The organism is Brevundimonas sp. 2YAF1 (assembly GCF_052114745.1).
GTDB lineage: Bacteria > Pseudomonadota > Alphaproteobacteria > Caulobacterales > Caulobacteraceae > Brevundimonas.
The window spans coordinates 41325-65082 of sequence record NZ_JBFRFI010000007.1 but is presented as its reverse complement, the minus strand read 5'-3'; the positions used below and the strand labels follow the sequence as shown (position 1 = coordinate 65082).

Genomic DNA, 23758 nt, shown 5'->3' with positions numbered 1-23758 from the left:
CCGATAAGCGCTGCGCGCTTTCCGGGATGACGCTAAGAAGGCGGCGATGCTCGACGTCCCCTTCCTCCGCGCCGCCCTGCTTGATTGGTACGACGTCCATGCGCGGGCCCTGCCGTGGCGCGCGCCGCCAGGGTCGGGCGAGCGCACGGAGCCTTACCGAGTCTGGCTGTCCGAGGTCATGCTGCAGCAGACGACGGTGCCGCACGCCGCGCCCTATTTCGAGCGCTTCACCACGCGCTGGCCGACGGTGAGCGATCTGGCGGCGGTTGAGGACGCCGAACTGATGGCCGCCTGGGCGGGGCTGGGCTACTACGCCCGCGCCCGCAACCTGCTGGCCTGCGCGCGGGCCGTGGCCAGCGACCACGGCGGCGTCTTCCCGGACAGCGAGGCGGCCCTGCTGGCCCTGCCGGGCGTGGGCGCCTATACCGCCGCCGCCGTCGCCGCCATCGCCTTCGAGCGGCCCGCCAATGTCGTGGACGGCAATGTCGAACGGGTCATGAGCCGCCTGTTCGCGGTCGAGACGCCGCTGCCCGCCGCTCGGCCCGAGCTGAAGCGGCTGGCCGCCCTCTTCGTCAGCGACGACCGGCCTGGCGACTGGCCCCAGGCCCTGATGGATCTCGGCTCCGGCGTCTGTCGGCCCAAGTCGCCGTCGTGCGATCTCTGCCCCCTGGCTTTCGGCTGCGAGGGGCTGAGCACGGGTTCGCCCGAACGCTATCCGCTGAAGACCAAGAAGGCCGCGCGGCCGCACCGGCTGGGTCACGCCTTCGTGCTGCGCGACGCCGACGGTCGGGTCGCCCTGGTGCGGCGGCCGGACAAGGGGCTGCTGGGCGGGATGGTCGGCCTGCCGACCTCGGACTGGAGCGCGGCGCCCGCCTTTGATCCGCCGGCCCTGTCGGATTGGCGCGAAGCGGGGGCGGTCGAGCACGTCTTCACCCACTTCAGCCTGACCCTGACCGTCCATGTCGGCGAGGCGGGCGAAGGCGACTTCCTGTGGACCGAGGCGGACCCGGCGCTGGCCTCGCTGCCGACGGTGTTCCGCAAGGCGCTGGAGCGGGGGCTGGCGGCCTAGCCCGTCGCGCGCAGGCTGACCGTCCCGCGCCGTTCGCGCGGCATGACGACGACGTGCTTGTCCAGCCGCTGGAAGTTCAGGTCGATGGCGCCGTCGCCGACCGCGAGATCGATGATCGACAGCCGGTCGAGGCCGACGGGCAGGGCGGGGTTGGACACCTCGACCAGACCCTCCGCCGCATTGATCGACACGCCCAGCACCGATTGCAGCATCAGGAAGACCGATCCCGCCGCCCAGGCCTGGGGCAGGCAGGCGACCGGATAGGCGATGGGCGGCTCACCGGTCTCGCGGATGAAGCCGCAGAACAGTTCGGGCAGGCGAAGCTCGAAATGCGCCGCCGCGCCGAAGATCTCGCCCAGCAGCATGGCCACCGCGCGCCGCTCGCCATAGCGCGCCATGCCGGCCGCCGCCATGGCCGTGTCGTGCGGCCAGACCGAGCCGTTGTGATAGCTCATCGGATTGAAGCGCGTCTGGCCCTTGCCCAGGGTCCGCAGGCCCCAGCCCGAGCGGAACTCGGCCGTCAGCATCCGCCGCGTCACCCGCCGCGCCCTCTCGTGCGAGGGCAGGCCGCTGAACAGCAGGTGGCCGGCGTTCGATCCGATGGCGCGGCACTGCTCGCCGTCGCCGTCCAGAGCGATGGCGTAGAAGCCTTCGTCCTCCATCCAGTAGCGCTCCTCGACCGCAGCGCGCACACGCTCGGCCTGAGCCCTCCATTCCTCCACGCGCCCGTCGCCCAGCAGTTCGCCCATTCTGGCCAGCGCCTTCCACGCGGCATAGGCGTAGCCCTGCACCTCCAGCAGGGCGATCGGCCCCTTGGGAAAGCGTCCGTCGCTGTAGAAGATGGAGTCCTCGGAATCCTTCCAGCCCTGATTGGACAGTCCGGTGTCCGCCCCCCGCGCATAGTCGATCAGGCCGTCGCCGTTACTGTCGCCGTAGTCGGTCATCCAGCCGGCCGCCGCGATCAGGTTCGGCCACATGGCGCGGATGGTCGCCAGATCGCCCGTGCGATGGGCGTAGGCGCCGGCCAGGGCGATGAACAGGCAGGTGGTGTCGACCCCTCCGTAATAGAGGCCGAACGGCACCTCGCCGAGCGCGGACATCTCGCCGCCGCGCGTCTCGTGCATGATCTTGCCGGGCGCGGAATCCATGAAGGCGTTGACCTCGGTCGCCTGGCGCGCCGCCAGATAGGTCAGCACCCCCTTGGCCAGGCTGGGATCGATCCACAGCATCTGCCAGGCGGTGATGATCCCGTCTCGCCCGAACGGGGTCGAGAACCACGGCACGCCGGCGTAGGGGTAGGGGCCGGTCGGCAGGTCGGTGGTCAGCAGGGCCACGTCCGTGCGCGACTGCCTCAGCCAGTCGTTGACGCGCGGATTGCGCGGAGCCAGCACGCCCGCGCCTCGCCGCAGCCGTTTGCGCATGGCCAGACGCGCCTGGATGGAGTTCCAGCGCCAGCGCTCCTGGTCCGGCGCGTCGCAGACGTCCAGACCGCATTCGATGAACAGATCCAGTTGCTTGCCCTTGGGCAGGCTGAACATGAACTCGGCCCGGTTCGGGCTCAGCCGCGCGGGCGGCTCGGAAAAGGCCAGGCAACTGGTTCGCGTGACCTGATCCAGTCCGGTGTAGCTGAAGGTCACCCTGCGTCCGTCCATGACGGGCGGATGAAATTCGCCGCGCGCCGCTCGCGCCGTGCCCCGCACCTGGAAGATGTCGGCGAAGTCGGCCCCGAATTCGAAGGCCAGCGGCAACAGGATGTCCTCGATGCCGTGGTTGACCATCCGCACCCGCTCGAACAGCCTCTTGTCCCAGAGGAAGCGGCGTCGCTCCAGATGCAACACCCCCGCCGGGGCCGAGCGCCCGCCCATGGGCGGCAGGGGGCGGTTGGTCGAATGGCAGGTGAAGAAGACGTTGTCCTCGGTCACGCCAGAACTGAGCCGCGACGGCCGCGCCCGCCCGACCGTCAGGACGAAATGCGACAGCATCCGCGTGTCCTGATCGAACAGGCCGTCGGCGCCGCTCTTCACATCGCCCCAATGGTCCGCGACCAGGAAGGTGTCGCAGTCCTTCAGCGCCATCAGGGTCTCTAGCCCGTCCTGATCGCTGTTGTCGGCGGCGGTGGTCTGGACCGAATAGGCGTCGTCCATGCTCTACCTAATGGCCAGAGGGACGAAAGGGTTCAGACGCGGCCGGCGAAACTGCGCGCTTCGCGAAAGGGTCGCGCCGGGCTGTCGTCCAGAACATCGACCGCGAAAGGGCGTCGGGCCAGCAGGTCGCCGTAAACGTCGAGATAGCGCCGGGCCATGGCCGTGGCCGAGAAGCGCAGATCGAACCGCGCCCGGATCGCGTCGCGGTCCAGTCTGTGCGCCCGGCCGGCGGCGGCCACGGCCTGTTCCAGCGTGTCCACCAGAAAGCCGGTGGCGCCGTCCTCGATGATTTCCGGCGTCGACCCGCAGCGGAATGCCACGACCGGCGTGCCGCAGGCCATGGCCTCGATCATCACCAGTCCGAACGGCTCGGGCCAGTCGATGGGGAAGAGCAGGGCTTCAGCCCCACCGAGGAAGGCGGACTTCCGCGCGTCGCCGATTTCGCCGATGAATTCGATCAGGGGATTGCCGTCGATCATGGGCCGGATGACGGTTTCCCAATAGGTCTTGTCCGCCGCATCGACCTTGGCCGCGATCTTCAGCGGCTTGCCCAGGCGCATGGCGATATCGATCGCGCGGTCGGGACGCTTCTCGGGCGAGATGCGCCCCAGGAAGGCCAGATAGCCCTCGGTCTTCGGCGAGAAGCGATAGAGGTCCCCCGACATTCCGTGGTGCACGGTCGCCTTCCAGTTGGCGCCGGGCAGGGGGCGGCGTTGATCGTCGGAGATGGAGACCAGGCCGAACTCGGGCCAGCGCTCATAGACCTCCGCCAGGTCCTTCAGGTCGAGCCGCCCGTGCAGGGTGGTGACCGTCTTGTCCGCCAGAGCGCGGAAGAAGGGGAAATGCGCCATGTCGGTGTGAAAATGGATCACGTCGAAGTCGTCGGCGCGATCCAGCACCTCGGCCAGCATGGTCATATGCGCGGCCATGTCGGATTTCAGCGGCTCCGGGTCCAGCCGGATGGCCTGATCGCGCACCGGCACCAGCCGCGCGCGTGTCTCAGCGTCGGCGCTGGCGAACAGGGTGACGTCGTGCCCCAGATCGACCAGGGCGTCCGTCAGATGGGCCACGACCCGTTCCGTGCCGCCGTAAAGCCGGGGCGGCACCGCCTCGTAGAGGGGCGTGACCTGAGCAATCTTCATGATCCGACTCCAGCGCCCCCGATGGCGCTAGAATCCTCAACACAGGCCGATGAAGGGGGGTTCCAGCTTGGCTGGAGCGATATTTGTCAGTCCCGCCCGGCGCTTACCGGAACCCTTCCATCCTCGGCCTACTGCATCCCGGCGCGGATCTCGGCGCGCAGGGCGTCGATGGGGCGCAGGCCCGTATCGGTCTTGAACCGCCAGTAGGTCCAACCGTTGCAGGCCGGGGCGTTTTCTAGCAGGGCGCCCAGCTTGTGGATCGAGCCGCTCATGGAGCCGGACACCAGCGAACCGTCGGCCCGCACGCGGGCCTCATGGTCGCCCTTGGGGCAGTAGAGCTTGTCGCCGGGGGCCAGAAGACCCGCTTCGACCAGGGCGCCGAACGGCACCTTGACCTCGGCCCGCTTGGAGCCGGTGACGACCAGATCCTCGGGCGCGGTCGGGATGACGGCCTTGATGCGCTTTTCGGCCACCTTGGCGTAGCCTTCGTCGCGTTCGATGCCGATGAAACGGCGGCCCAGACGCTTGGCCGCGGCCCCGGTGGTGCCGGTGCCGAAGAAGGGGTCCAGGATGACGTCGCCGGGACGCGAGGCCGACAGGATGACCCGGTGCAGCAGGCCCTCGGGCTTCTGGGTCGGGTGGGCCTTGTCGCCGTTCTCGTCCTTGATCCGCTCGGCCCCGGTGCACAGGGCCAGGGTCCAGTCCGAGCGCATCTGGGTGTCTTCGTTGAAGACCTTCATGGCGTCGTAGTTGAAGGTGTAGCGCTTCTGCTCGCGCGACTTGGCGGCCCAGATCAGGGTCTCATGGGCGTTGGTGAAGCGCGTGCCCTTGAAGTTCGGCATCGGGTTGGACTTGCGCCAGATGATGTCGTTCAGCACCCAGAAGCCCAGGTCCTGCATCGCCGAGCCCAGCCGGAAGATGTTGTGGTAGCTGCCGATGACCCAGAGCGAACCCTCGTCCTTCAGCACCCGGCGGCATTCGCCCAGCCAGGCGCGGGTGAAGGCGTCATAGGCGGCGAAGCTGTCGAACTTGTCCCAGTCGTCGTCGACCGCGTCGACCTTGGAATTGTCGGGGCGCAGCAGGTCGCCGCCCAGTTGCAGGTTATAGGGCGGATCGGCGAAGACCATGTCCACCGACTTGTCCGGCAGGCCCTTCAGCACCTCGATGCAATCGCCCCGCAGGATGACGTCGGTCTTCAACTCGGACATGGAATAAGCGGCCCCGGACAGATGAGACGCTTATGGTGAATCCTTACGGTTAAGGCGGAGTAACCAAACTTAAGATCCCGGCAAATCGAGAGAACCCTTCTCCCCTTGCGGGAGAAGGTGGCCGAGCGGAGCGAGGTCGGATGAGGGGTTGCGGGACATTGACCCTGCTCGCTCATCCAACCTCTGCGAAACCCTTCATCCGTCGGCCTGCGGCCGCCACCTTCCCGCGCAAGGGGAGGAGGAAACAGGGTCGTGCAATCGGGCGCGCGGCTTGCTAATGCGCTGGGATGATCGCACGCCTTCGTCCCGTCCCGTTCGCCCTTGGGCCTGTCCACTTCGTCGGCATCGGCGGCATCGGCATGAGCGGCATCGCCGAAATCATGCTGAAGATCGGCTATCAGGTGCAGGGCTCGGACGCCAAGGCCAGCGCCAATACCGAGCGGCTGGAGCGCCTGGGCGCCCGCATCTACATCGGCCATGACGCGGCGCACGTGACCGAGGGCGTCTCGGCGGTGGTCTATTCGACCGCAGTCAAGGCGACGAACCCGGAACTGGTCGTCGCGCGCGAGCGCCGCATTCCCCTGGTCCGCCGGGCCGAGATGCTGGCCGAGCTGATGCGTCTGCAATTCTCGATCGGCGTCGGCGGCACCCACGGCAAGACCACGACGACCTCGATGGTCGCCTGTCTGCTGGACGCGGCGGGTCTGGACCCGACGGTGGTCAACGGCGGCATCATCAACGCCTACGGCACCAACGCCAAGGTGGGCGAGGGCGACTGGATCGTGGTCGAGGCCGACGAGAGCGACGGCAGCTTCCTGCGCCTGAAATGCACTGTGGCGATCATCACCAACATCGACCCGGAACACCTGGACCACTACGGCGACTTCGATGCGGTCAAGAAGGCCTTCTGTGACTTCATCGAGGACATTCCCTTCTACGGCTTCGGCGTGGTCTGCCTGGACCACCCGGAAGTGCAGAAGCTGGCGGCCAAGATCGATAACCGCCGCCTGGTCACCTATGGCCTGAATCCGCAGGCCATGGTCCGCGCCGAGAATGTGCAGATGTCGCCTGACGGCGCCCGCTTCGACGTGGTGGTGCAGGGCCAGGGTCTGGCCGCTCTGGACGAGCCGACGCGGATCGAGGGCCTCTATCTGCCCATGGCCGGCTGGCACAACGTCTCCAACTCGCTGGCGGCCATCGCCGTGGCCCGCGAACTGGGCGTGGACGACGACGCCCTGCGCGCCGGTCTGGCCGGCTTCGGCGGGGTCAAGCGGCGCTTCACCACCACGGGCGTGGTCGGCGGCGTGCGCATCATCGACGATTACGGCCACCACCCGGTGGAGATCGCCGCCGTGCTGAAGGCCGCCCGTCAGGTCGTCCAGAACGCCGAGGCCCCAGGGCGCGTCATCGCCGTGGTCCAGCCGCATCGCTACACTCGCCTGCGCGACCTGATGGCCGACTTCTCCACCTGTTTCTCGGATGCCGACAGCGTTCTGGTCGCCGACGTCTATCCGGCGGGCGAGCAGCCGATCGAAGGCGTCGACAAGCATGCTCTGGTCGACGGCATCCGCCGCTATGGCCACCGTCAGGTCGCCGCCCTCGAAAACGCCGCCGTCCTGCCGCGCGTCATCAAGGACGAAGCCAGGCCGGGCGATCTGGTCGTCCTGCTCGGCGCCGGAGACATCACCAGCTGGGCCTACGCCCTGCCGGCGCAGCTTGAAGCCCTCGCCTAGATCATTGGCTCCCGCTCATCCCGGCGGACGCCGGGATCCAGTGAGAGCTTCACGACGCGCCTTTGCCGCCCTACATCGGTCGGAACGCCAAACGGCTGGATGCAGCCAAAGAACTGGATCCCGGCGTCCGCCGGGATGAGCGGATTAATAGATGTCCTGGACTGACACCCTCCCCGCCGTGCGCGGCAAGCTGCTGCTGAACGAGCCGCTGGGGCCCTACACCTGGTTCCGCGTCGGCGGGGCGGCGGACGCCCTGTTCATCCCGGCGGACGCTGACGATCTGGCCGATTTCCTCAAGGCTCTGCCCGAGGCTGTGCCGGTCACCATCATCGGCGTGGGCTCCAACCTGATCGTGCGCGACGGCGGGGTCGAGGGCGTGGTGATCCGTCTGGCGGGTCGCGCCTTCGCCGCCATCACGACCGAGGGCGAGACCCTGACCGTCGGCGCGGGCGCGCTGGACTCCATGGTGGCCAAGGCCTCGGCCAAGGCGGGCATCGCCGGGCTGGAGTTCTATGCGGGCATTCCGGGCACCATCGGCGGCGCCCTGACCATGAACGCGGGCTGCTACGGCGCGGAAACCAAGGACGTTCTGGTCTCGGCCTGGGGCCTGACCCGTCGGGGGCAGCGCATCGAGTTGGTGCTGGCCGACTTCGGCTACACCTATCGCCATTCCAACGCCCCCGCCGACATCATCTGGATGGAGGCGACCTATCGCGGCGCGCCCGACGCTCCCGAGGCTGTTTCCGCCCGTATCGGCGAGATCACCAGCCGTCGCGAGACGACCCAGCCGATCCGCGAAAAGACCGGCGGCTCGACCTTCAAGAACCCTGAGGGCCATTCGTCGTGGAAGCTGGTCGATGACGCGGGCTGGCGCGGCAAGCTGCACGCCGAGACCGGGGGAGGGGCCAGGTTCAGCGAACTGCACTCCAACTTCATGATCAACCCGGGCGACGCCACCGCCGCCGACATCGAAGGTCTGGGCGAGGCGGTTCGCACCGACGTCCTGGCCAAGACCGGCGTTCAGCTGGACTGGGAAATCAAGCGGATCGGCCGGAAGTAAAAGCTCTTTCCTCCCCATTCCATGGGGAGGGGGACCACGAAGTGGTGGAGGGGGCGACGCAAACTTCAGCCGTCGAGACGCCCCCTCCGTCACGTCGCTGCGCGCCGCGCCACCTTCTCCCTCAAGGGGAGAAGGAAGACGCAACGAATTCGCCCTCGGTCCCGCTATCGTTTCCAGCTGGTTAACCGTATTCAGGCGATAGGGGCGGGCTAGTAGTCGGATCGTCCCATGCGCGCGCCCCTGAACACCCTCCACGTCGCTGTCCTGATGGGCGGCCTGTCGTCGGAACGCGAGGTTTCGCTGTCGTCCGGCCGCGGCTGCGCCGACGCCCTGGAGGGGCAGGTGGCCAAGGTCACGCGCGTCGACGCCGGTCGCGACCTGGCCCAGGTGCTGACCGCCCTTAAACCCGATGTCGTCTTCAACGCCTTGCACGGCGAATGGGGCGAGGACGGTTGCGTCCAGGGCGTGCTGGAAACCCTGAAGATCCCCTACACCCACTCCGGCGTCCTGGCCTCGGCCCTGGCGATGGACAAGGACAAGTCCAAGGCCGTGCTGCGCGCGGCGGGCGTCATCGTTCCTGGCGGCGGTCTGTTCGACCGTATGGCGGTGGCGGCGGACCACGTGATTGCGCCCCCCTATGTCATCAAGCCGAACGCCGAAGGCTCCTCCGTCGGCGTCTATGTCATCCAGCCGGGCGACGCGCCCTGCGCCATCGTCGGCGACGACAGCTGGACCTATGGCGATCTGGTCATGGTCGAGCCCTTCATCGCGGGCAAGGAACTGGCCGTCACGGTTCTGGGCGAGGCCGCCGGCCCGCGCGCCCTGACCGTTACCGACATCACCCCAACCAAGGGCTTCTACGACTACGAAGCCAAATATGCGCCGGGCGGCTCCAAGCACGTCCTGCCCGCCGAAGGCCTGCCCGCCCACGTCTTCGAGGCGGCTTTGCGCCAGTCGGAGCTGGCCCACACGGCCATGGGCTGCCGCGGCGTGTCGCGATCCGACTTCCGTTATGACGATGTTAACGACGTTCTCGTTCTTCTGGAGGTCAACACCCAGCCCGGCATGACGCCGACCTCGCTCAGTCCCGAGCAGGCGGCCTATGTCGGGATGGCGTATCGTGATCTGGTTCGGTGGATGGTGGAGGACGCCTCATGCCCGCGGTAGTGCGTGGCGGTCGGCGACAGGGTTCGACGAAGGGTAAGGGGCCACAAAAGGGCTCCCGTAACGCTCCGGCTACGCCGGGCAAGGTCGCCGCCATCGGTCGGCTGGACCTGTCTCCGCGCGCCGTTGTCATCTCCATCGTGGCGGGCGTCGCGGTGCTGGGCGGGGTCCTGGCCACCGGCGCGCGGGCCGAGCGCATCTCCAACTCGGTTTCCAACAAGTTCGACAGCGTCACCTCGGGCATGGGCCTGAAGGTCAAGCAGGTCCACGTCACCGGCGCCTCGCCCGAGGCCAAGGCGGCGATCCAACAGGCCGTCGGCGTCAGCGCCGACCAGCCCATCGTCAGCCTCGACCTCAACGCCGTGCGCGACCGGGTGCAGGCTGTGGGCTGGGTCAAGGAGGCGCGCGTGGTGCGCCTGTTGCCCGATACCCTGATCGTGGACGTCAAGGAACACGACCGTCTGGCCGTCTGGCAGATCGCCGGCCAGGCCTATGTCATCGACAGCCGGGGTCAGGTGATCCAGGGCGCCGACGCCGGCCGTTATCCCAGGCTGCCGCTGGTCGTCGGCAAGGGCGCCGATCAGACCGCGTCTGAAATCCTGCCGCTTCTGGCCCAGCGTCCGCGCCTGATGGCGCGCATCGAGGCTCTGGTCCGGGTGGACGAGCGCCGCTGGGACCTGCGGCTCAAGGACGGCAGCCTGATCCAGCTGCCCGCCGTCGATCAGGACAGCGCCCTGATCCGTCTCGACGCCCTGGATCAGCGCGAACGCCTTCTCGACCTGGGCTTCGCCCGGGTCGATCTCCGCACGCCCGAGGAGGTCGCCGTCCGGCCCTCCGAAGGCGCCGTCTGACACGAATACCCAGGACACACGCATCATGGCCGGACGCAGCCGAGACACGAACACGGACCAGACCAAGGGCGCCCCGCGCGCACCGGCCGTGGCCGCGCTCGACCTGGGCCAGTCCAAGGTCGCCTGCTTCATCATGAAGCCCGAGGGCGTGCGCCACGCCGACCGCACCATCCGCGTCGCGGGGGCCAGCCACGTCCAGTCGCGCGGGGTGCGCGGCGGGGCCATCGTCAACATGGACGAGGCCGCCCAGGCTATCGGCCATGCGGTCGAGCGCGCCGAACGCGCCGCCGGCTCGCCCGTCTCCGGCGTCATCGTCACCACGGCCATCGGCCAGATGGCCAGCCACCGGGTCCAGGCCCGCGTCTCGCTGGGCGCCCATCCGATCAGCGACGGCGACCTGGCCCGCGCCATCGGTATGGCCCTGGCCCAGATCCGCCTGCCCAATCGCCGCCCGATCCACGTCTTGCCCATCGCCTGGTCGGTGGACGGGGCGCGCGGCGTGCATGATCCCCGTTCGATGCGCGGCGGTTCGCTGGGCCTCGACCTGCTGGTCGTCTCCATGGCCGAAGGGGCGTTCGGCGCCCTCAGCCACTGCCTCGAACTGGCCCACCTTGATCTTCAAGGCGTGGCCGCCGCCCCCGTCGTCTCCTCGCTCGCCGCGCTGGAAGAAGACGAGATGGAGTTGGGCAGCGTCTGCATTGACATGGGCGGCGGCTCGACCTCGGCGGCCGTCTGGGGCGGGCGCAGCCTGTTGCATATCGAAAGCCTGAACGTCGGCGGCGATCACGTCACCGCCGACATCGCGCGCGGCCTGTCGACCTCCAAGGTCGGCGCCGAACGCCTGAAAACCTTGCACGGCTCGGCCATGGCGTCGGCGAACGAGGACCGCGAGATGCTGGAGGCTCCGCCGCGCGGCGAGGACCCGTCCGCCGGTCCCGTCATCGTCCCGCGCGCCATGCTGAAGACCGTCATCGCCCCGCGCGTCGAGGAAACCCTCGAACTGCTGCGCGACCGGCTGAAGCACGCCGGCGTCGGCATGGACCCCGGCGCGGGCATCGTCCTGACCGGCGGCGCCAGCCAGCTGAACGGCGTGCGCGAGCTGGCCGTGCGCGTCTTCGACCGCCCGGTCCGCCTGGGCAAGCCGCAACGCGCTCCCCACCTGGCCGACGCCGCCTCCGGCCCGGCCTTCTGCTCGGCCTCGGGCGTCCTGCTGCGCGCCGCCTACGGCCCGCGCGAGGCCGTCTCCGCCCGCAAGCTGATGTCCCGTCAGATCACCGCCGCCGACGCCCCCAAGGTGCACCGCGGCGGCATGGTGGCCCGCGCCGCAGGGTGGCTGCGCGACAACCTCTAGTCGCGACGCGGCTGCACCCGCGACGAAACTCGCCCTACTACGGTCCTATTTGATCGCACGTCGTCTGGTTGCGAGATGCGCCCACATGTTTGATTGCGAAAAATCGTGCATCATTCGTGCAGCTTTTCTCGAAACTGAAGAATGATCTACGCTCAAGGAACGATCATCGGTCATGTATGACCAGACTGTGTCCTCATTGTTACACGTTTGACGCCCCATGGCCTGATTTGGGTCACAAAGCTTGTCCGTGCGGCATTTTCGATTAGACGGGACGATCTGACATGTGGGTCGCCTTGCGTGATTCCGCTGTGCTGCAGTTCAATCAAGGTTGGGGCCAAATACAAATGCACCTGAAGCGCAACTATCTATTCGGGACGACCGTCCTGGCCGGCGTCATCGCCATTTCGGCTCCGGCCTTCGCTCAGACGGCGCCTGCCGCACAGCGCGAAGAGAGCACGACGGTCGATGAAATCGTCGTCACCGGTTCGCGCATCCGTCGCGACCCAACCACCTCCCCGACGCCGCTGATCCAGGTCTCGCGCGAGACGCTGCTGACTACCGGTCAGAACACCATGATCGACTATCTGGCCACGATTCCGGCCCTGTCGAACTCGGTCGTGCCGTCCGACACCACGGGTTCGGGGCTGGGGGATGGTGGTCTGTCGTTCGCCAACCTGCGCTCGCTGGGTTCGGGCCGCACGCTGACGCTAGTTGATGGACGCCGTCACGTCGGCTCCAACGGCGGCACGCTGTCCGTCGATGTCGACGCCATTCCGCGCCTGCTGATCCAGAATGTCGAAATCGTCACCGGCGGCGCCTCCTCGATCTATGGCGCCGACGCTGTGTCGGGCGTGCTGAACTTCGTCCTGCGCAAGGATTTCGAAGGTCTCGAGATCGACGGCAACTACGGCCAGAAGAACCAGGGTGGGCAAAGCAACAAGCGTATCTCCGCGCTGCTCGGCAAGAATTTCTTTGACGACCGCCTGAACCTGTACGGGTTCGCCGAATACGAGAAGCTGGACGAAGTTCGCACCAACCAGGTCGACTGGCTGGCGCGCTCGACCAGCCTGGTGACCACCGACGCGGATACGGTAGCCAATCCCTATGACGGGATTATCGACACCACCCTGTTCAGCAATCTGAGGACGATGCAACGTCTGCGCTGGGGCATTGTCAACCTGGCGAACAACCAGCCCGGCAGCCCCCTCAACGACCCGGATCTCCCGTACAGCAGCTGCGGCACGGTCGGCGCTAACCCGGCTACGGCCAACTACACCAACACCAACTGTACGGCCCTGAACCCCGGATACTCCTACGTCTTTGACGGAACGGGCGCGCGCCTTGCTGATTTCGGCACGCGGGTCGGCACCGGTATTCAACGCGTTCTGAACGTCGGCGGGGACGGTGAGCTGGCCTCGGAGTACGGCCAGTATTCGCAGGTTCCGCGTTCGGAATCGCAGCGCTACCAAGTCGGCTCCCACTACAAGATCACCGATTCGATCAACGCGCACCTTGAAGCCAAGTATGTGACCGAGAAGACCTTCGACGAAGGTCAGCCGACCTTCTTCGACATCTTCATCTCGGACCGTGCTGCCGCGACCTCGATCTCGCAGATCCGGGGCAGCAGCGCCTATGATATCCGCCTCAGCGACAACGCCTATATGCCGGCGAACCTGAAGACGGCGATCCAGAACAACCGGATCAACATCTACAGCCAGCCGACGGCGGACCTGCCGGGGCAACTGCTCGGCACGGCTGCTGCTCCCTATGCCCGCTCGGCGCTGCGCGGTCCTGACCGTAGCCAGTTGAACACCCGCGATCTGTGGCGCGGCGTCATCTCGTTCGACGGTAATCATGATCGCGTCGGCTTCGTGAAGAACGTCTCGTGGGACATCGGCTACACCTATGGTCAGGTCGAGGTCGTCAACCGTGAGAACGGCGTCGATGTCGAGCGCATGGCATTCGCGTCGGACGCGGTCGTGGATACCGCTGGCATCGTCGCTGGCCGCGCAGGCCAGATCGTTTGCCGCGCGCAACTGCTCCAGGCCCAAGGACGTCCGATTACGGACTACATCCGCGGCGGCGACGTGCGCGATTCGGCCGTCGGCAAGGCGGCGATCAATGAGTGCCAGCCGCTGAACATCTTCGGCGCCGGCAACCAAAGCGCCGAGGCTCTGAAGTACCTCTACGCCGAAGTCGGCGTGACGGAACGGAACGAGCAGGAGCAAGCCCTGGCTTCGGTCTCCGGCCAGCTGTGGGACTTCTGGGGCGCCGGCGCTCTGGGCATCGCCGTGGGCGCGGAATATCGTCGCGAGTACACGGAAGCCACGGGACGCGATCGCGAAACTGGCGACCGCTTCCTGTTCCTGAACACCGGCGCTGACATGCCGGGCGTCCAGTACGAGTCGAACGAAGTGTTCGCTGAGCTGTCGGTGCCGCTGTTCCGCGACAACTTCCTCGGTGAGTACGCTGAGCTGAGCGGCTCGTACCGCTACTTCGACTACACCACGACCGGTTCGGGCGACGTCTACGGCGTCAACCTGATCTATCGTCCGATCCAGGACATCACGTTCAAGACCAGCTTCAACACCTCGCTGCGCTCGCCGAACCTCTTCGAAAGCTTCCGGCCGTATAGCCAGACCTTCACCTTCTTCGGTTCGGGCGATCCCTGCACCACGGCCAACATCAACGCGGCGGCCAACGTTCAGTATCGCGATAACCGAATCAAAAACTGTACCGCTCTGGCGGCTCAGCAAGGCCTGACCTTCGACTTCGCCGGCGCCACGCCGACGAACACCGATGACTTTGGTCTGCTCTACAGCACGTCCAGCATCGCTGGCGTGAGCGGCGGCAACCCCTTCCTCAAGCCGGAAGAGTCGGAAAGCTTCACCTTCTCGACGGTGCTGCAACCGCGCTTCATCCCGAACTTCAGCCTGGTGCTCGACTACTTTGAAATCGAGCTGACGAACGTCATCGCGGCGGTCACGTCGACGGTTGCGGCAGAGAACTGCGTCAACGGCTCGACCCTGAACACGGCGGCTTGCGCCACCGTCTTCCGCAACAACCCGAACGTGCCGTTTGGTGTCGGCGCCCCGACCGGCGACCCGATCGGGGGTTACATCCAGGGTTCGATCAACTATGCCAAGCGCTCCACGCGCGGCCTGGACTTCAACGCCCGCTACTCGATGGATCTGGAGGAAACTCTGGGCCTTCAGCTGGGCCGCCTGAATTACAGCCTGAACGGCACCTGGCTGATCGAGCAGAAGAACTTCAACAACGCCCAAAACCCGAACGACTACACGGAATCGGCAAGTCTATTGACCTATCCGCGGGTTCGTATGACGTCTTCGCTGACCTGGACGCCGAACGACAAGTGGAGTGTGAATTGGTCGATGGACTGGCAGACCGCTCAGAACATCACTTTTGCTCGCACCTTGGTCAACAACGCCGACTCGCGCCTGCCCCAGTACATGGACACGGGTAACTTCGCCCGTCACGACTTTACGGTGCGCTGGAACGTTCGTGAGGACCTGTCGGTTCGCGCCGGCGTGGTCAACGCCTTCGACGCCGAGCCGGCGCCGCAGCTCGGATTTACCCTGTATCCGAACTTCGACCCCTACGGCACGCGCTACTTCATCGGCCTGAACTACCGTCCCTGGTAAGTTCGGTTCGATCTGAAACGGAAAGGGCGGCTCGCAAGAGCCGCCCTTTTTCCTTTTGGACGCCAACAGCCTAAAAAATGAAGGAAATCTGCGGCCAAGCTGCGGAAGCGGGCTGTCAAATCAGCCGACTCATATTACCGGAGTAACTCTTCGTTAACGCAGACAGGGTTTTGCTTAACGCGCTCATAACCAATGCGATTCGGCGGGGATTTCGCACTGGGGTTAACGGGCAAGGGTCGGAAGGTCGGAACAACAATCATGTCTCTCTCGCTGGTGAAGCCGCAACACACGGAACTGAAGCCCCGGATCGTCGTCTTCGGCGTCGGCGGCGCGGGCGGAAACGCCGTGAACAACATGATCGACGCCGGCCTTGAAGGGGTCGAGTTCGTCGTCGCCAACACCGACGCCCAGCACCTCAGCTTCGCCAAGACCGACCGCCGCATCCAGTTGGGCGAGACCATCACCCAGGGCCTCGGCGCCGGCGCCCACCCCGAAGTCGGCATGAACGCCGCCGAGGAGAGCGCTGACGAAATCCACGCGCACCTGGACGGCGCGCACATGGTCTTCATCACCTGCGGCATGGGCGGCGGCACCGGCACCGGCGCGGCCCCGGTCATCGCCAAGTGCGCTCGTGACCGCGGCATCCTGACCGTCGGCGTCGTCACCAAGCCCTTCACCTTCGAAGGCCGTCACCGCATGCGTCTGGCGGACTCGGGCGTCGCCGAGCTGCAACGCTACGTCGACACCCTGATCGTCATTCCGAACCAGAACCTGTTCCGCGTCGCCAACGAGCGCACCACCTTCGCCGACGCCTTCGGCATGGCCGACCAGGTGCTGCACTCGGGCGTGCGTTCGATCACCGACCTGATGATCCTGCCCGGCCTGATCAACCTCGACTTCGCCGACGTGCGCGCCGTCATGTCCGAAATGGGCAAGGCGATGATGGGCACGGGCGAGGCCACGGGCGACGACCGCGCCCTGCTGGCGGCTCAGAACGCCATCGCCAACCCGCTGCTGGACGAGACCAGCCTCAAGGGCGCCAAGGCCGTGCTGGTGAACATCACCGGCGGTCTGGACATGACCCTGCTGGAAGTGGACGAGGCCGCCAACGCCATCGCCGCCGAAGTGGACGGCGACGCCAACATCATCTTCGGCGCCGCCTTCGACCCCGCTCTGGACGGCAAGATCCGCGTCTCGGTCGTCGCCACCGGCATGGACGAGGCCGTCATCCAGAAGATCGAGCCGCAAGGTTCGGCCTTCTCGGACCGTCGCCCGACCACCCACGCCGCCGCGCCGCGCCAGCCCGAAGTCCGCATCGAGCCGGTGCGCGAACCGGTCCGCGCGCCCGAGCCGGCCTCCGCCTATGAAGCCTCGGCCGCCCGTGCGCCCGAGCCGCGCCCTGAGCCGGTGATCCACGACGCGCCCCGCAATCTGGAGCCGATCGTCGACCCCTGGGTCGAGGAATACGAATCCGGCGCCGTCCGCGCCCAGCCTGTCGCCGCCTCGCAAGGCGACCTCTATTTCGATCGCGGCCAGCCGCAACAGCCGCAAGCCCGTCCGGCCCCGCGCCGCGAAGAGCAGCAGCCGGTCGCTGAAGAAGAATACTACGACGACCGTGATCATCGTCGCAGCGGCTGGAGCCTGTTCGGCAAGAAGCGCCAGCAGCCGCAACAGCAGCAGCAGCCGTCCTATGCGCCGCAGCCGTCGTCGAACCGCACGACCCAGCAACTGCGTCAGTCCCAGTCGGCCCAGCCGACGCAGGACTATCAGGCAGGTCACGCCGAAGACGACGACCTCGAGATTCCGTCCTTCCTTCGCCGCCTGGCGAACTGAGCGGAAGAGACGCTGATCGAACGCCCCGGAGCCAGGCTCCGGGGCGTTTTTCTTTGTTTCAGCCATGAAACTGGGTCGCGCCGGACCGAAACAATCCGAAACCCATCTTTCATTTCGTGCTTGAGCGGTCGTGGGTAAACGACAGGTGAGGCGAACTCCGCACGTCAGAGGCGGGGGCGCGCAGCCCAGAGAGTTTCCAGCTTGCCGGTCCGTCACGACCATCACGAACAGACCATCGTCGCCCCGGCCATCTGCGCCGGCGTCGGCGTCCATACTGGCCAGCGCGTCAAGCTGGTCGTGCGCCCGGCCGCGCCCGGTGCAGGCATCGTCTTCGTCCGCACCGACGTGACCGACCGCGACAATCGCATCCCTGTCTCGGGCGAGGCCGTCGTCGACGCGCGCCTGAACACGATGATCGAGAATGCGGCGGGCGTGCGCCTGTCGACCATCGAGCATCTGATGGCCGCGCTGTGCGCGCTGGGCGTGTCCAACGCCGTGATCGAGGTCGACGGTCCCGAGCTGCCGATCCTGGACGGTTCGGCTCTTCAGTTCGTGCAACTGCTGGACCGCGCCGGCTTCCGCCGTCAGGAAGCCCCCATCCGCTATATCGAGATCCTGAAACCGATCCGGGTGGAGGAGGGCGACAAGTCCGCCGTCCTGCTGCCCTGCGACCGCTATGAGATGCGCTTCGAGATCGACTTCCCGACGCCGGTCATCGGCAATCAGGTGGTGGACTTCGTCGTGGACGAGGCGACCTTCCGCTCGGATATCATGGCCGCCCGCACCTTCGGTTTCGCCCATGAGGTCGAGGCCCTGCGTCAGGCCGGTCTGGCCCGCGGCGGTTCGCTGGAAAACGCCGTGGTCATCGACGGCGACGAGATCCTGAACCCCGGCGGCCTGCGCATGGAAGGCGAGTTCGTGCGCCACAAGGCCCTGGACGCCATCGGCGACCTCTACGTCCTGGGCGCGCCCCTGCTGGGCCGCTACGAAGGCGTCAAGGCGGGCCACGCCCTGAACAACAAGCTGGTCCGCGCCCTGCTGGCCCAGCCCGACGCCTGGCGCGAAACGACACGCGTCTTCGACCTGGCGATGGCGGGCTGAACCAAGCCTTCCTTCTCCCCTTGAGGGAGAAGGTGTCGTGCGCAGCATGACGAGGGGTGTCGGCGGCGCCCTTCGATGCTCAGGCCCGGCTTCAGTGCTTTTCGTACTCGATCATCGCGCTCACACCCCTCATCCGAGCGCCTTCGGCGCCCACCTTCTCCCTCAAGGGGAGAAGGATCAGGTGAGCGTGATCGCGCTCATCAACCGCCCGAAGTCCGGCTCTCCCGCCAGAAACGCCCGACGGTTCGAATAGAACCGCGCCGCGTCCGCGCGCGTGTCCTCGCCGGTCCAGGCGGCCTCGCCGACGCCGGATTGCTCCAGTCGCCACAGAACAAAGCCGGGCAGGTCGAACAGGCGTTTGTCGGGCGCAGGCCCGAGGGCGAAGAAGCGTTCGCTGCCGGGGTCGTGGTGGGCGAACCGCTCCTGATAGTCCGCGCCGACTTCATAGGAGCCTTGGGCGATGCAGGGGCCGACCACGGCGACCATGCGTGCAGGGCTCGCGCCCAGGGCCTCCATGGACGCGACGGTCGAGTGGATGATCCCGCCCAGCGCGCCCTTCCAGCCCGCGTGGGCCGCGCCGACCACGCCGGCCTCGGCGTCGGCCAGCAGCACCGGCGCGCAGTCGGCGGTCAGGACGGCGCAGATCGGACCGCGCACGGCCGTGACCACGGCGTCGCCTTCGGGGCGCTCGCCCTTCCAGCCGGCGTCGGTCACGCGGGCGACGGCGGAGTGGATCTGATAGCAGCCGCACAGGTCGTCGGCGCCGCCGCCCATCCATTCGGCCACGCGACGACGGTTCTCGGCCACGCGCGCCGGATCGTCGTTGGAGCCGACGCCCGTGTTCAGCCCGGCGTAGAGGCCTTCCGACACGCCGCCCTCGCGGGTGAAGAAGCCGTGGCGCACCCCGGCCTTGTCCAGCAGGGGGTGGGTGATGGGCGTCAAACTCATGCTTCAAAACCCGGCAGGGCCAGAGAGCGGGGCGAGAAGATCGCCGCCGTCTTGAACAGCTCGCCCATCTGGTCCGGCGCGGTCAGGCGATCCAGCTGCCGCTGGATGACCGGCGCGGCGTCGGGGCGCGCCTGCATCAACCGCTGGGCGCGGGCTTCGATCCCCAGGGCCTTGAGGAAAGCGCCCTGGCCGACGCAGCCGGTCACGTCGGCGCCGCTGCGCACGGCCGCCTCCAGCACCAGCGGATAGTCGGCCCATTGCGTCAGGTCGGCCTCGCCCGGGGTCTCCAGCGCATCGACCTTCTGGTGCCGTCGCAGGGCCTGGAGCGTGTCGCCCGCGCCGGGTCTGCTGCGGCCATAGTCGATCAGCAGGGCCGCGCCCGAGGCTGTCTTGACCAGGGTCGCCAGATCGCGGGCGAAGGCGGCTTGCTGTTCCGAAATCTCGACGACCTGGCCCGGCTCCACGTCATACTCGGGCCGCTCGAAACCGCCGGAAATGGCGACCAGGCCGAAGGTCAGCTCATTATCGTCGGTGACGCCAATGCGGCGCTCGGCCCAGCCGCCCTCGGTCTTCATGAACTGGCGGGCGGGCAGGCAGTCCAGCACCTCGTTGGCGATCAGGATGACCGGGGCGTCGGTCTCGATCTGATGCAGGGCGCTGAGCCAGCGGGGATGGACGTCCGCGTCGGCCAGCCGCCGCGCCTGCTCGGCCCGCAGCGGCGCGCTCGGCTCGATCAGGATCAGGTCCACGGCCTCGAGAAAGCCGGGAACCAGCCGGGCGGCGCGCAACATGTCGGACATCAGCGTCCCGTCGCCGGGTCCGACCTCGACCAGCCGCACCCGCTCGGGCGCGCCGAGGCGGCTCCAGACCTCGATGGCCCACAGGCCGATCAGTTCGCCGAACATCTGGCTGACCAGAGGGGCGGTGATGAAGTCGCCGCCTTCCCCCAGCGCGGGGCGGGTGGCGTAGTAGCCGCCCCTGGGGTCGTGCAGGCAGCGGGTGACATAGTCCGCCACCGTCATCGGCCCCGTCAGCACGATCTCGCGGACCAGCCGGTCCTTGAGGGTCTCTGTCGTGGTGGGCTGTGCGGCGTGGCTCATGTCGCGTGTTCTCTTTGTCCCGTCATCCTCGGCCTTGTGCCGAGGATCCAGGGACTCAAGGCGTGACATAGGGGCGTCATGTCTTGAGTGCGACTCGTCGCGTGTCTGGATTCTCGGGACAAGCCCGAGAATGACGAGGAAAATCAATCCGTAGAGGCGGTGACGACCGGCTTCTTCAGCGCTCGCCAGATCAGCCAGACGCCGACCAGCATCATCGGCGTCGACAGGATCATGCCCATGGTCAGGCCCAGCGGCAGATGCTCCAGACCGGCGTCGGGCTGGCGCACGTTCTCCAGCGCAGCGCGGCAGACGCCGTAGCCCAGCAGGAAGAGGCCGGTGACGAAGCCCGGACGCTTCAGCATCCGCCACTTCCACACAGCCAGCGACAGGACGACGAACAGCAGCAGCCCCTCCAGGCCCGCCTCATAGAGCTGGCTGGGGTGGCGGGGCTCGTTGCCGGCGGGGCAGAAGCCGTACATCTGTTCGATGCGGGCGTTGCAGAAGCGGATGGCCCAGGGAACCGTCGTCTCGCGGCCCCACAGCTCGCCGTTGATGAAGTTGGCGATGCGGCCGAAGAACAGGCCCAGCGGCGCGACCGGGGCGATCAGGTCGCCCAGGCTCAGCGGATTGATCTTCTGGCGGTTGGCGTAAAGCGTCAGCGCGACGACGACGCCCAGGAAGCCGCCGTGGAAGCTCATGCCCCCGGTCCACAGCTGCAGCAGCTCCAGCCGCTCGCCCAGGTTCTGACCCGTGAACAACTGGGCGAACATGGCCGGCTTGTAGAAGAGGGCGTAGCCCAGACGCCCGCCCAGGATGACGCCGAACGTGATCCACAGCACCAGGTCGTCCAACTGCGGCCCCGTCACCGGCGGCCTGCCCGGCGACCACAGCCGCTCCGTCTTGGCCAGACGCGAGGCGTACCACCAGCCCAGCACGATCCCGGCGACATAGGCCAGGGCGTACCAGCGGATGGGCAGGGGGCCGAGATGGATCAGGACAGGGTCGAATTCGGGGAAGGGCACAGGGCCTCCGTCAGCGCCGTTTTGAACCCTTCGTCGTCTAGCAAGCGAGACTGCATTCGTCGCGCGCTTTTCCAGCGAAGCAGTTTATAGCCGGTTCGGACGGAAAGGTTTCGTTCACCCAATTTACGACGCCATTAACCATATACTGGTGTGGCAGAGACGCGAGATTTCATCATGCAGACGCGCAATCCGATCCTCGACGAGTTCGCCAAGCTGACCACGGGCGCCATGGGCCTGGCCCAGGCGGCCGGCGACGAGGCCAAGGCCGCCTGGCGCGCCCAGACCGACCGCTTCGTGGCCGAGATGGATTTGGTCCGTCGCGATGAGTTCGATGTGCTGAAGGACGAGATCGCCGCCCTTCGCGCCGAAATCGCCGAGCTTAAGGCTCAGAAAACGCCCGGGAAAAACTCTTCGGCCGGAACGTCCACAGGCGCGGCGCCCGACGCCGACACAGCCGGTTGAGCCGAATCTCCGAACACGTTTACCGTTCGTTTGCAGGTCGTGAGTCGCGGCCCCCGAGTAAGAATGTGAATCCCTGATGGATGCAGCCCGACCCGAAGAGGTCGACGTTCCCTACGACCCCCTGGATGTCGTGGAGCATGTCCTCAACGCGGAGAACCTGCCGTTCGACCGCACGGACGACGGCGACCTCGCCTTCGCCCTGGCCGGCGATTGGAAGGACTATGAGCTGTGGTTCGCCTGGCGGCCCGAGGGCGACTGCCTTCAGCTGTGCTGCGCCCTGGACCTGCGGGTCATGAAGACGCGCCGCGCCGCCGCCTATGAACTGGTGTCGATGATCAACCAGCGCACCTGGCTGGGCCATTTCGAGGTCTGGCCGGACGAGGGCGAGATCGTCTTCCGTCATTCGCTGGCCCTGCCGCACAGCGAGCGCCCGACCCTGGCCCAGGCCGCGTCCATGATCGACGCCGCCATCGAGGCCGCCGACCGCTACTATCCTGCCTTCGACTTCATGGTGCGCGGCTCCAAGAAGGCGCAGGAGGCCATCGACGCCTGCCTGTTCGAGACCGTCGGCACCGCCTGATGAGCAAAGTCGGGAAGATCGGGCCGGTCGTCCTGCAAGGCGTGGGGCGGCTGGGCTCGGCCATCCTTGAAGGTTGGCTCAAGACCGGCGCCGTCGATCCCGCCGACCTGATCATCCTGACGCCCTCCGAAAAGCCCGCTGCCGAAGCGGCGCGGGCTTTGGGCGCGCGGATCAATCCGCCGCTGGAGGCCCTGGCCGAGGCCCGCGCCTTCGTCATCGGGGTCAAACCCGCCAAATGGTTCGAGGCCTCGCGCCCGATCCTGCCGCATCTGGCCCCCGACGCCGTCATCGTCTCGGTCATGGCCGGGGTGAAGGGCGAGACCATTTCCGCGGGCTTCGGCGGCCGTTCTGTGGTCCGCATCATGCCGACGACGGGCGTGGCCCAGGCTCAGGGGGTGGCGACCATCTGGGCCGCCCACGACGCGGCCCGCGCCGTGGGCGAGGCCCTGTTCGCGCCCATCGCCGAGACCGTCCATCTGGACGAGGAAGCCGTCATGCACGCCGCGACCGCCGTGTCCGGCTGCGGGCCCGCCTATTTCTTCGCCTTCACCCGCGCCCTGGCCCAGGCCGGGATCGAGGAAGGCCTGTCCCCCGAGGCCGCCGTGCGGTTGGCCCGCGCCACCCTGCGGTCCGCCGCGGCGGGCGTCGAGGGGACCGAGGCGCTGGACGCCCTGATCGACCGCGTGGCCTCGCCCGGCGGGGTGACGCAGGCCGGTCTGGTGGCCCTGAACGCAAACGGCGCCCTCGACCGGGCGGTCGAGAGCGCCGTTCAGGCGGCTGTGGCCAAGTCGACCGAGCTCAGCGGCTGATCGTCAGCGCCTCACTCCTCAGCGTTTGACGTAGCGTCCGTCGGCCAGGTTGCGCGCCAGCCGGTCATAGGCCGTGTGCGCGTCCTGCCAGGTGGTGAAGCCCTGAACCTCGGCCAGGGTGTTGGAATAATAGTCATACTTGACCGGCTGCACCTCGCCGTTGGCCATGGTGACGGCGCCTTCGACTGCGGCCCCGCCGATCGAGATGCTGCGCATGGCGTCCAGACCGGGCTTGTCCACCAGTTGCTGCATGGTCGGCCGGTTCGGCTTGAGGTCGGTGATGACCAGTTCGATCCGGGCGCCGTCCAGCGCGTGACGCGCGGTCAGGGTGCGCTCGATGGTCCGGGTCAGATCCTCGACCTGTTGCTGCACGTCGCGCTGGCCCAGTTCCTGAACCTGTTTGGCCATGTCGGGACTGACGGTGACGACGACGGCGGAGGGTTGGGCGGCGGCCGCGCCGGCGAGAGCCGCGACGGCGGCGAGCGGTGCGAGGAATGCGAAATTACGCATCATACGGAC

Annotated in this window: 19 protein-coding genes; 12 read left to right on the top strand and 7 right to left on the bottom strand. The window is 67.2% G+C overall.

Going from position 1 to position 23758, the window contains the following annotated elements:
• The first annotated feature begins 46 nt into the window (after window positions 1-46).
• On the top strand, window positions 47-1069 hold the full coding sequence (gene mutY / locus AB4Y68_RS10970; protein ID WP_441455707.1) for an A/G-specific adenine glycosylase: 1023 nt from the start codon (window positions 47-49) through the stop codon (window positions 1067-1069).
• Here the strand turns inward: mutY and AB4Y68_RS10965 are convergent.
• From AB4Y68_RS10965 to AB4Y68_RS10955, 3 genes are all read right to left on the bottom strand, one after another.
• Entirely contained in the window at window positions 1066-3213 is a 2148-nt protein-coding gene (locus tag AB4Y68_RS10965) for an amylo-alpha-1,6-glucosidase (protein WP_441455705.1), read from the bottom strand. The genes mutY and AB4Y68_RS10965 overlap by 4 nt on opposite strands.
• 32 nt (window positions 3214-3245) lie before the next feature.
• Window positions 3246-4355, bottom strand: coding sequence for a glycosyltransferase family 4 protein (locus tag AB4Y68_RS10960; RefSeq protein ID WP_441455704.1), 1110 nt, complete (start codon window positions 4353-4355; stop codon window positions 3246-3248).
• A gap of 128 nt (window positions 4356-4483) precedes the next feature.
• Complete coding sequence (locus tag AB4Y68_RS10955; protein WP_441455702.1) at window positions 4484-5563, bottom strand: site-specific DNA-methyltransferase; 1080 nt, start codon at window positions 5561-5563, stop codon at window positions 4484-4486.
• Between the two features lie 287 nt (window positions 5564-5850).
• On the opposite strand from AB4Y68_RS10955, the gene murC reads away from it, so the two are divergent.
• From murC to lpxC, 8 genes are all read left to right on the top strand, one after another.
• Entirely contained in the window at window positions 5851-7296 is a 1446-nt protein-coding gene (gene murC / locus AB4Y68_RS10950) for a UDP-N-acetylmuramate--L-alanine ligase (RefSeq protein ID WP_441455700.1), read from the top strand.
• Between the two features lie 151 nt (window positions 7297-7447).
• Window positions 7448-8356 carry a UDP-N-acetylmuramate dehydrogenase gene (gene murB, locus AB4Y68_RS10945; protein WP_441455699.1) on the top strand — a complete coding sequence of 303 codons (909 nt, stop codon included), beginning with the start codon at window positions 7448-7450 and terminating at the stop codon, window positions 8354-8356.
• 228 nt (window positions 8357-8584) lie between these two features.
• Window positions 8585-9523, top strand: coding sequence for a D-alanine--D-alanine ligase (locus tag AB4Y68_RS10940; RefSeq protein ID WP_441455698.1), 939 nt, complete (start codon window positions 8585-8587; stop codon window positions 9521-9523).
• Window positions 9511-10371, top strand: a complete 861-nt coding sequence (locus tag AB4Y68_RS10935; protein WP_441455696.1) for a cell division protein FtsQ/DivIB — start codon at window positions 9511-9513, stop codon at window positions 10369-10371. The genes AB4Y68_RS10940 and AB4Y68_RS10935 overlap by 13 nt, the downstream gene beginning before the upstream one ends.
• A 25-nt stretch (window positions 10372-10396) precedes the next feature.
• Window positions 10397-11722 (top strand): cell division protein FtsA, encoded by a 1326-nt coding sequence (gene ftsA, locus AB4Y68_RS10930; protein ID WP_441455694.1) that lies wholly within the window; start codon window positions 10397-10399, stop codon window positions 11720-11722.
• Between the two features lie 293 nt (window positions 11723-12015).
• Window positions 12016-15384 (top strand): TonB-dependent receptor domain-containing protein, encoded by a 3369-nt coding sequence (locus AB4Y68_RS10925; protein WP_441455693.1) that lies wholly within the window; start codon window positions 12016-12018, stop codon window positions 15382-15384.
• A gap of 258 nt (window positions 15385-15642) precedes the next feature.
• Window positions 15643-17217: a cell division protein FtsZ gene (ftsZ, locus tag AB4Y68_RS10920; RefSeq protein ID WP_441455692.1), complete on the top strand. Its 1575-nt coding sequence runs from the start codon at window positions 15643-15645 to the stop codon at window positions 17215-17217.
• Between the two features lie 201 nt (window positions 17218-17418).
• Complete coding sequence (gene lpxC / locus AB4Y68_RS10915) at window positions 17419-18318, top strand: UDP-3-O-acyl-N-acetylglucosamine deacetylase (RefSeq protein ID WP_441455690.1); 900 nt, start codon at window positions 17419-17421, stop codon at window positions 18316-18318.
• A 177-nt stretch (window positions 18319-18495) separates the two neighbouring features.
• Here the strand turns inward: lpxC and pgeF are convergent, their stop codons facing one another.
• The 3 genes from pgeF to lgt form a co-directional block, all read right to left on the bottom strand.
• Window positions 18496-19266 (bottom strand): peptidoglycan editing factor PgeF, encoded by a 771-nt coding sequence (pgeF, locus tag AB4Y68_RS10910; RefSeq protein WP_441455688.1) that lies wholly within the window; start codon window positions 19264-19266, stop codon window positions 18496-18498.
• The gene (locus AB4Y68_RS10905) at window positions 19263-20366 is read right to left on the bottom strand and encodes a class I SAM-dependent methyltransferase (RefSeq protein WP_441455687.1); all 1104 of its coding nucleotides are present in this window, start codon (window positions 20364-20366) and stop codon (window positions 19263-19265) included. Before AB4Y68_RS10905 ends, pgeF begins: the two co-directional genes overlap by 4 nt.
• Before the next feature lie 143 nt (window positions 20367-20509).
• Window positions 20510-21388, bottom strand: a complete 879-nt coding sequence (lgt, locus tag AB4Y68_RS10900) for a prolipoprotein diacylglyceryl transferase (protein ID WP_441455685.1) — start codon at window positions 21386-21388, stop codon at window positions 20510-20512.
• Between the two features lie 174 nt (window positions 21389-21562).
• On the opposite strand from lgt, the gene AB4Y68_RS10895 reads away from it, so the two are divergent.
• From AB4Y68_RS10895 to AB4Y68_RS10885, 3 genes are all read left to right on the top strand, one after another.
• Window positions 21563-21850, top strand: coding sequence for an accessory factor UbiK family protein (locus AB4Y68_RS10895; protein WP_441455683.1), 288 nt, complete (start codon window positions 21563-21565; stop codon window positions 21848-21850).
• Window positions 21851-21926: 76 nt separating this feature from the next.
• Complete coding sequence (locus AB4Y68_RS10890) at window positions 21927-22430, top strand: YbjN domain-containing protein (RefSeq protein WP_292032930.1); 504 nt, start codon at window positions 21927-21929, stop codon at window positions 22428-22430.
• On the top strand, window positions 22430-23239 hold the full coding sequence (locus AB4Y68_RS10885; protein WP_441455681.1) for a pyrroline-5-carboxylate reductase family protein: 810 nt from the start codon (window positions 22430-22432) through the stop codon (window positions 23237-23239). The genes AB4Y68_RS10890 and AB4Y68_RS10885 overlap by 1 nt, the downstream gene beginning before the upstream one ends.
• Window positions 23240-23257: 18 nt before the next feature.
• Here the strand turns inward: AB4Y68_RS10885 and AB4Y68_RS10880 are convergent, their stop codons facing one another.
• Window positions 23258-23749, bottom strand: a complete 492-nt coding sequence (locus AB4Y68_RS10880; protein ID WP_441455680.1) for a hypothetical protein — start codon at window positions 23747-23749, stop codon at window positions 23258-23260.
• Window positions 23750-23758: the final 9 nt, after the last annotated feature.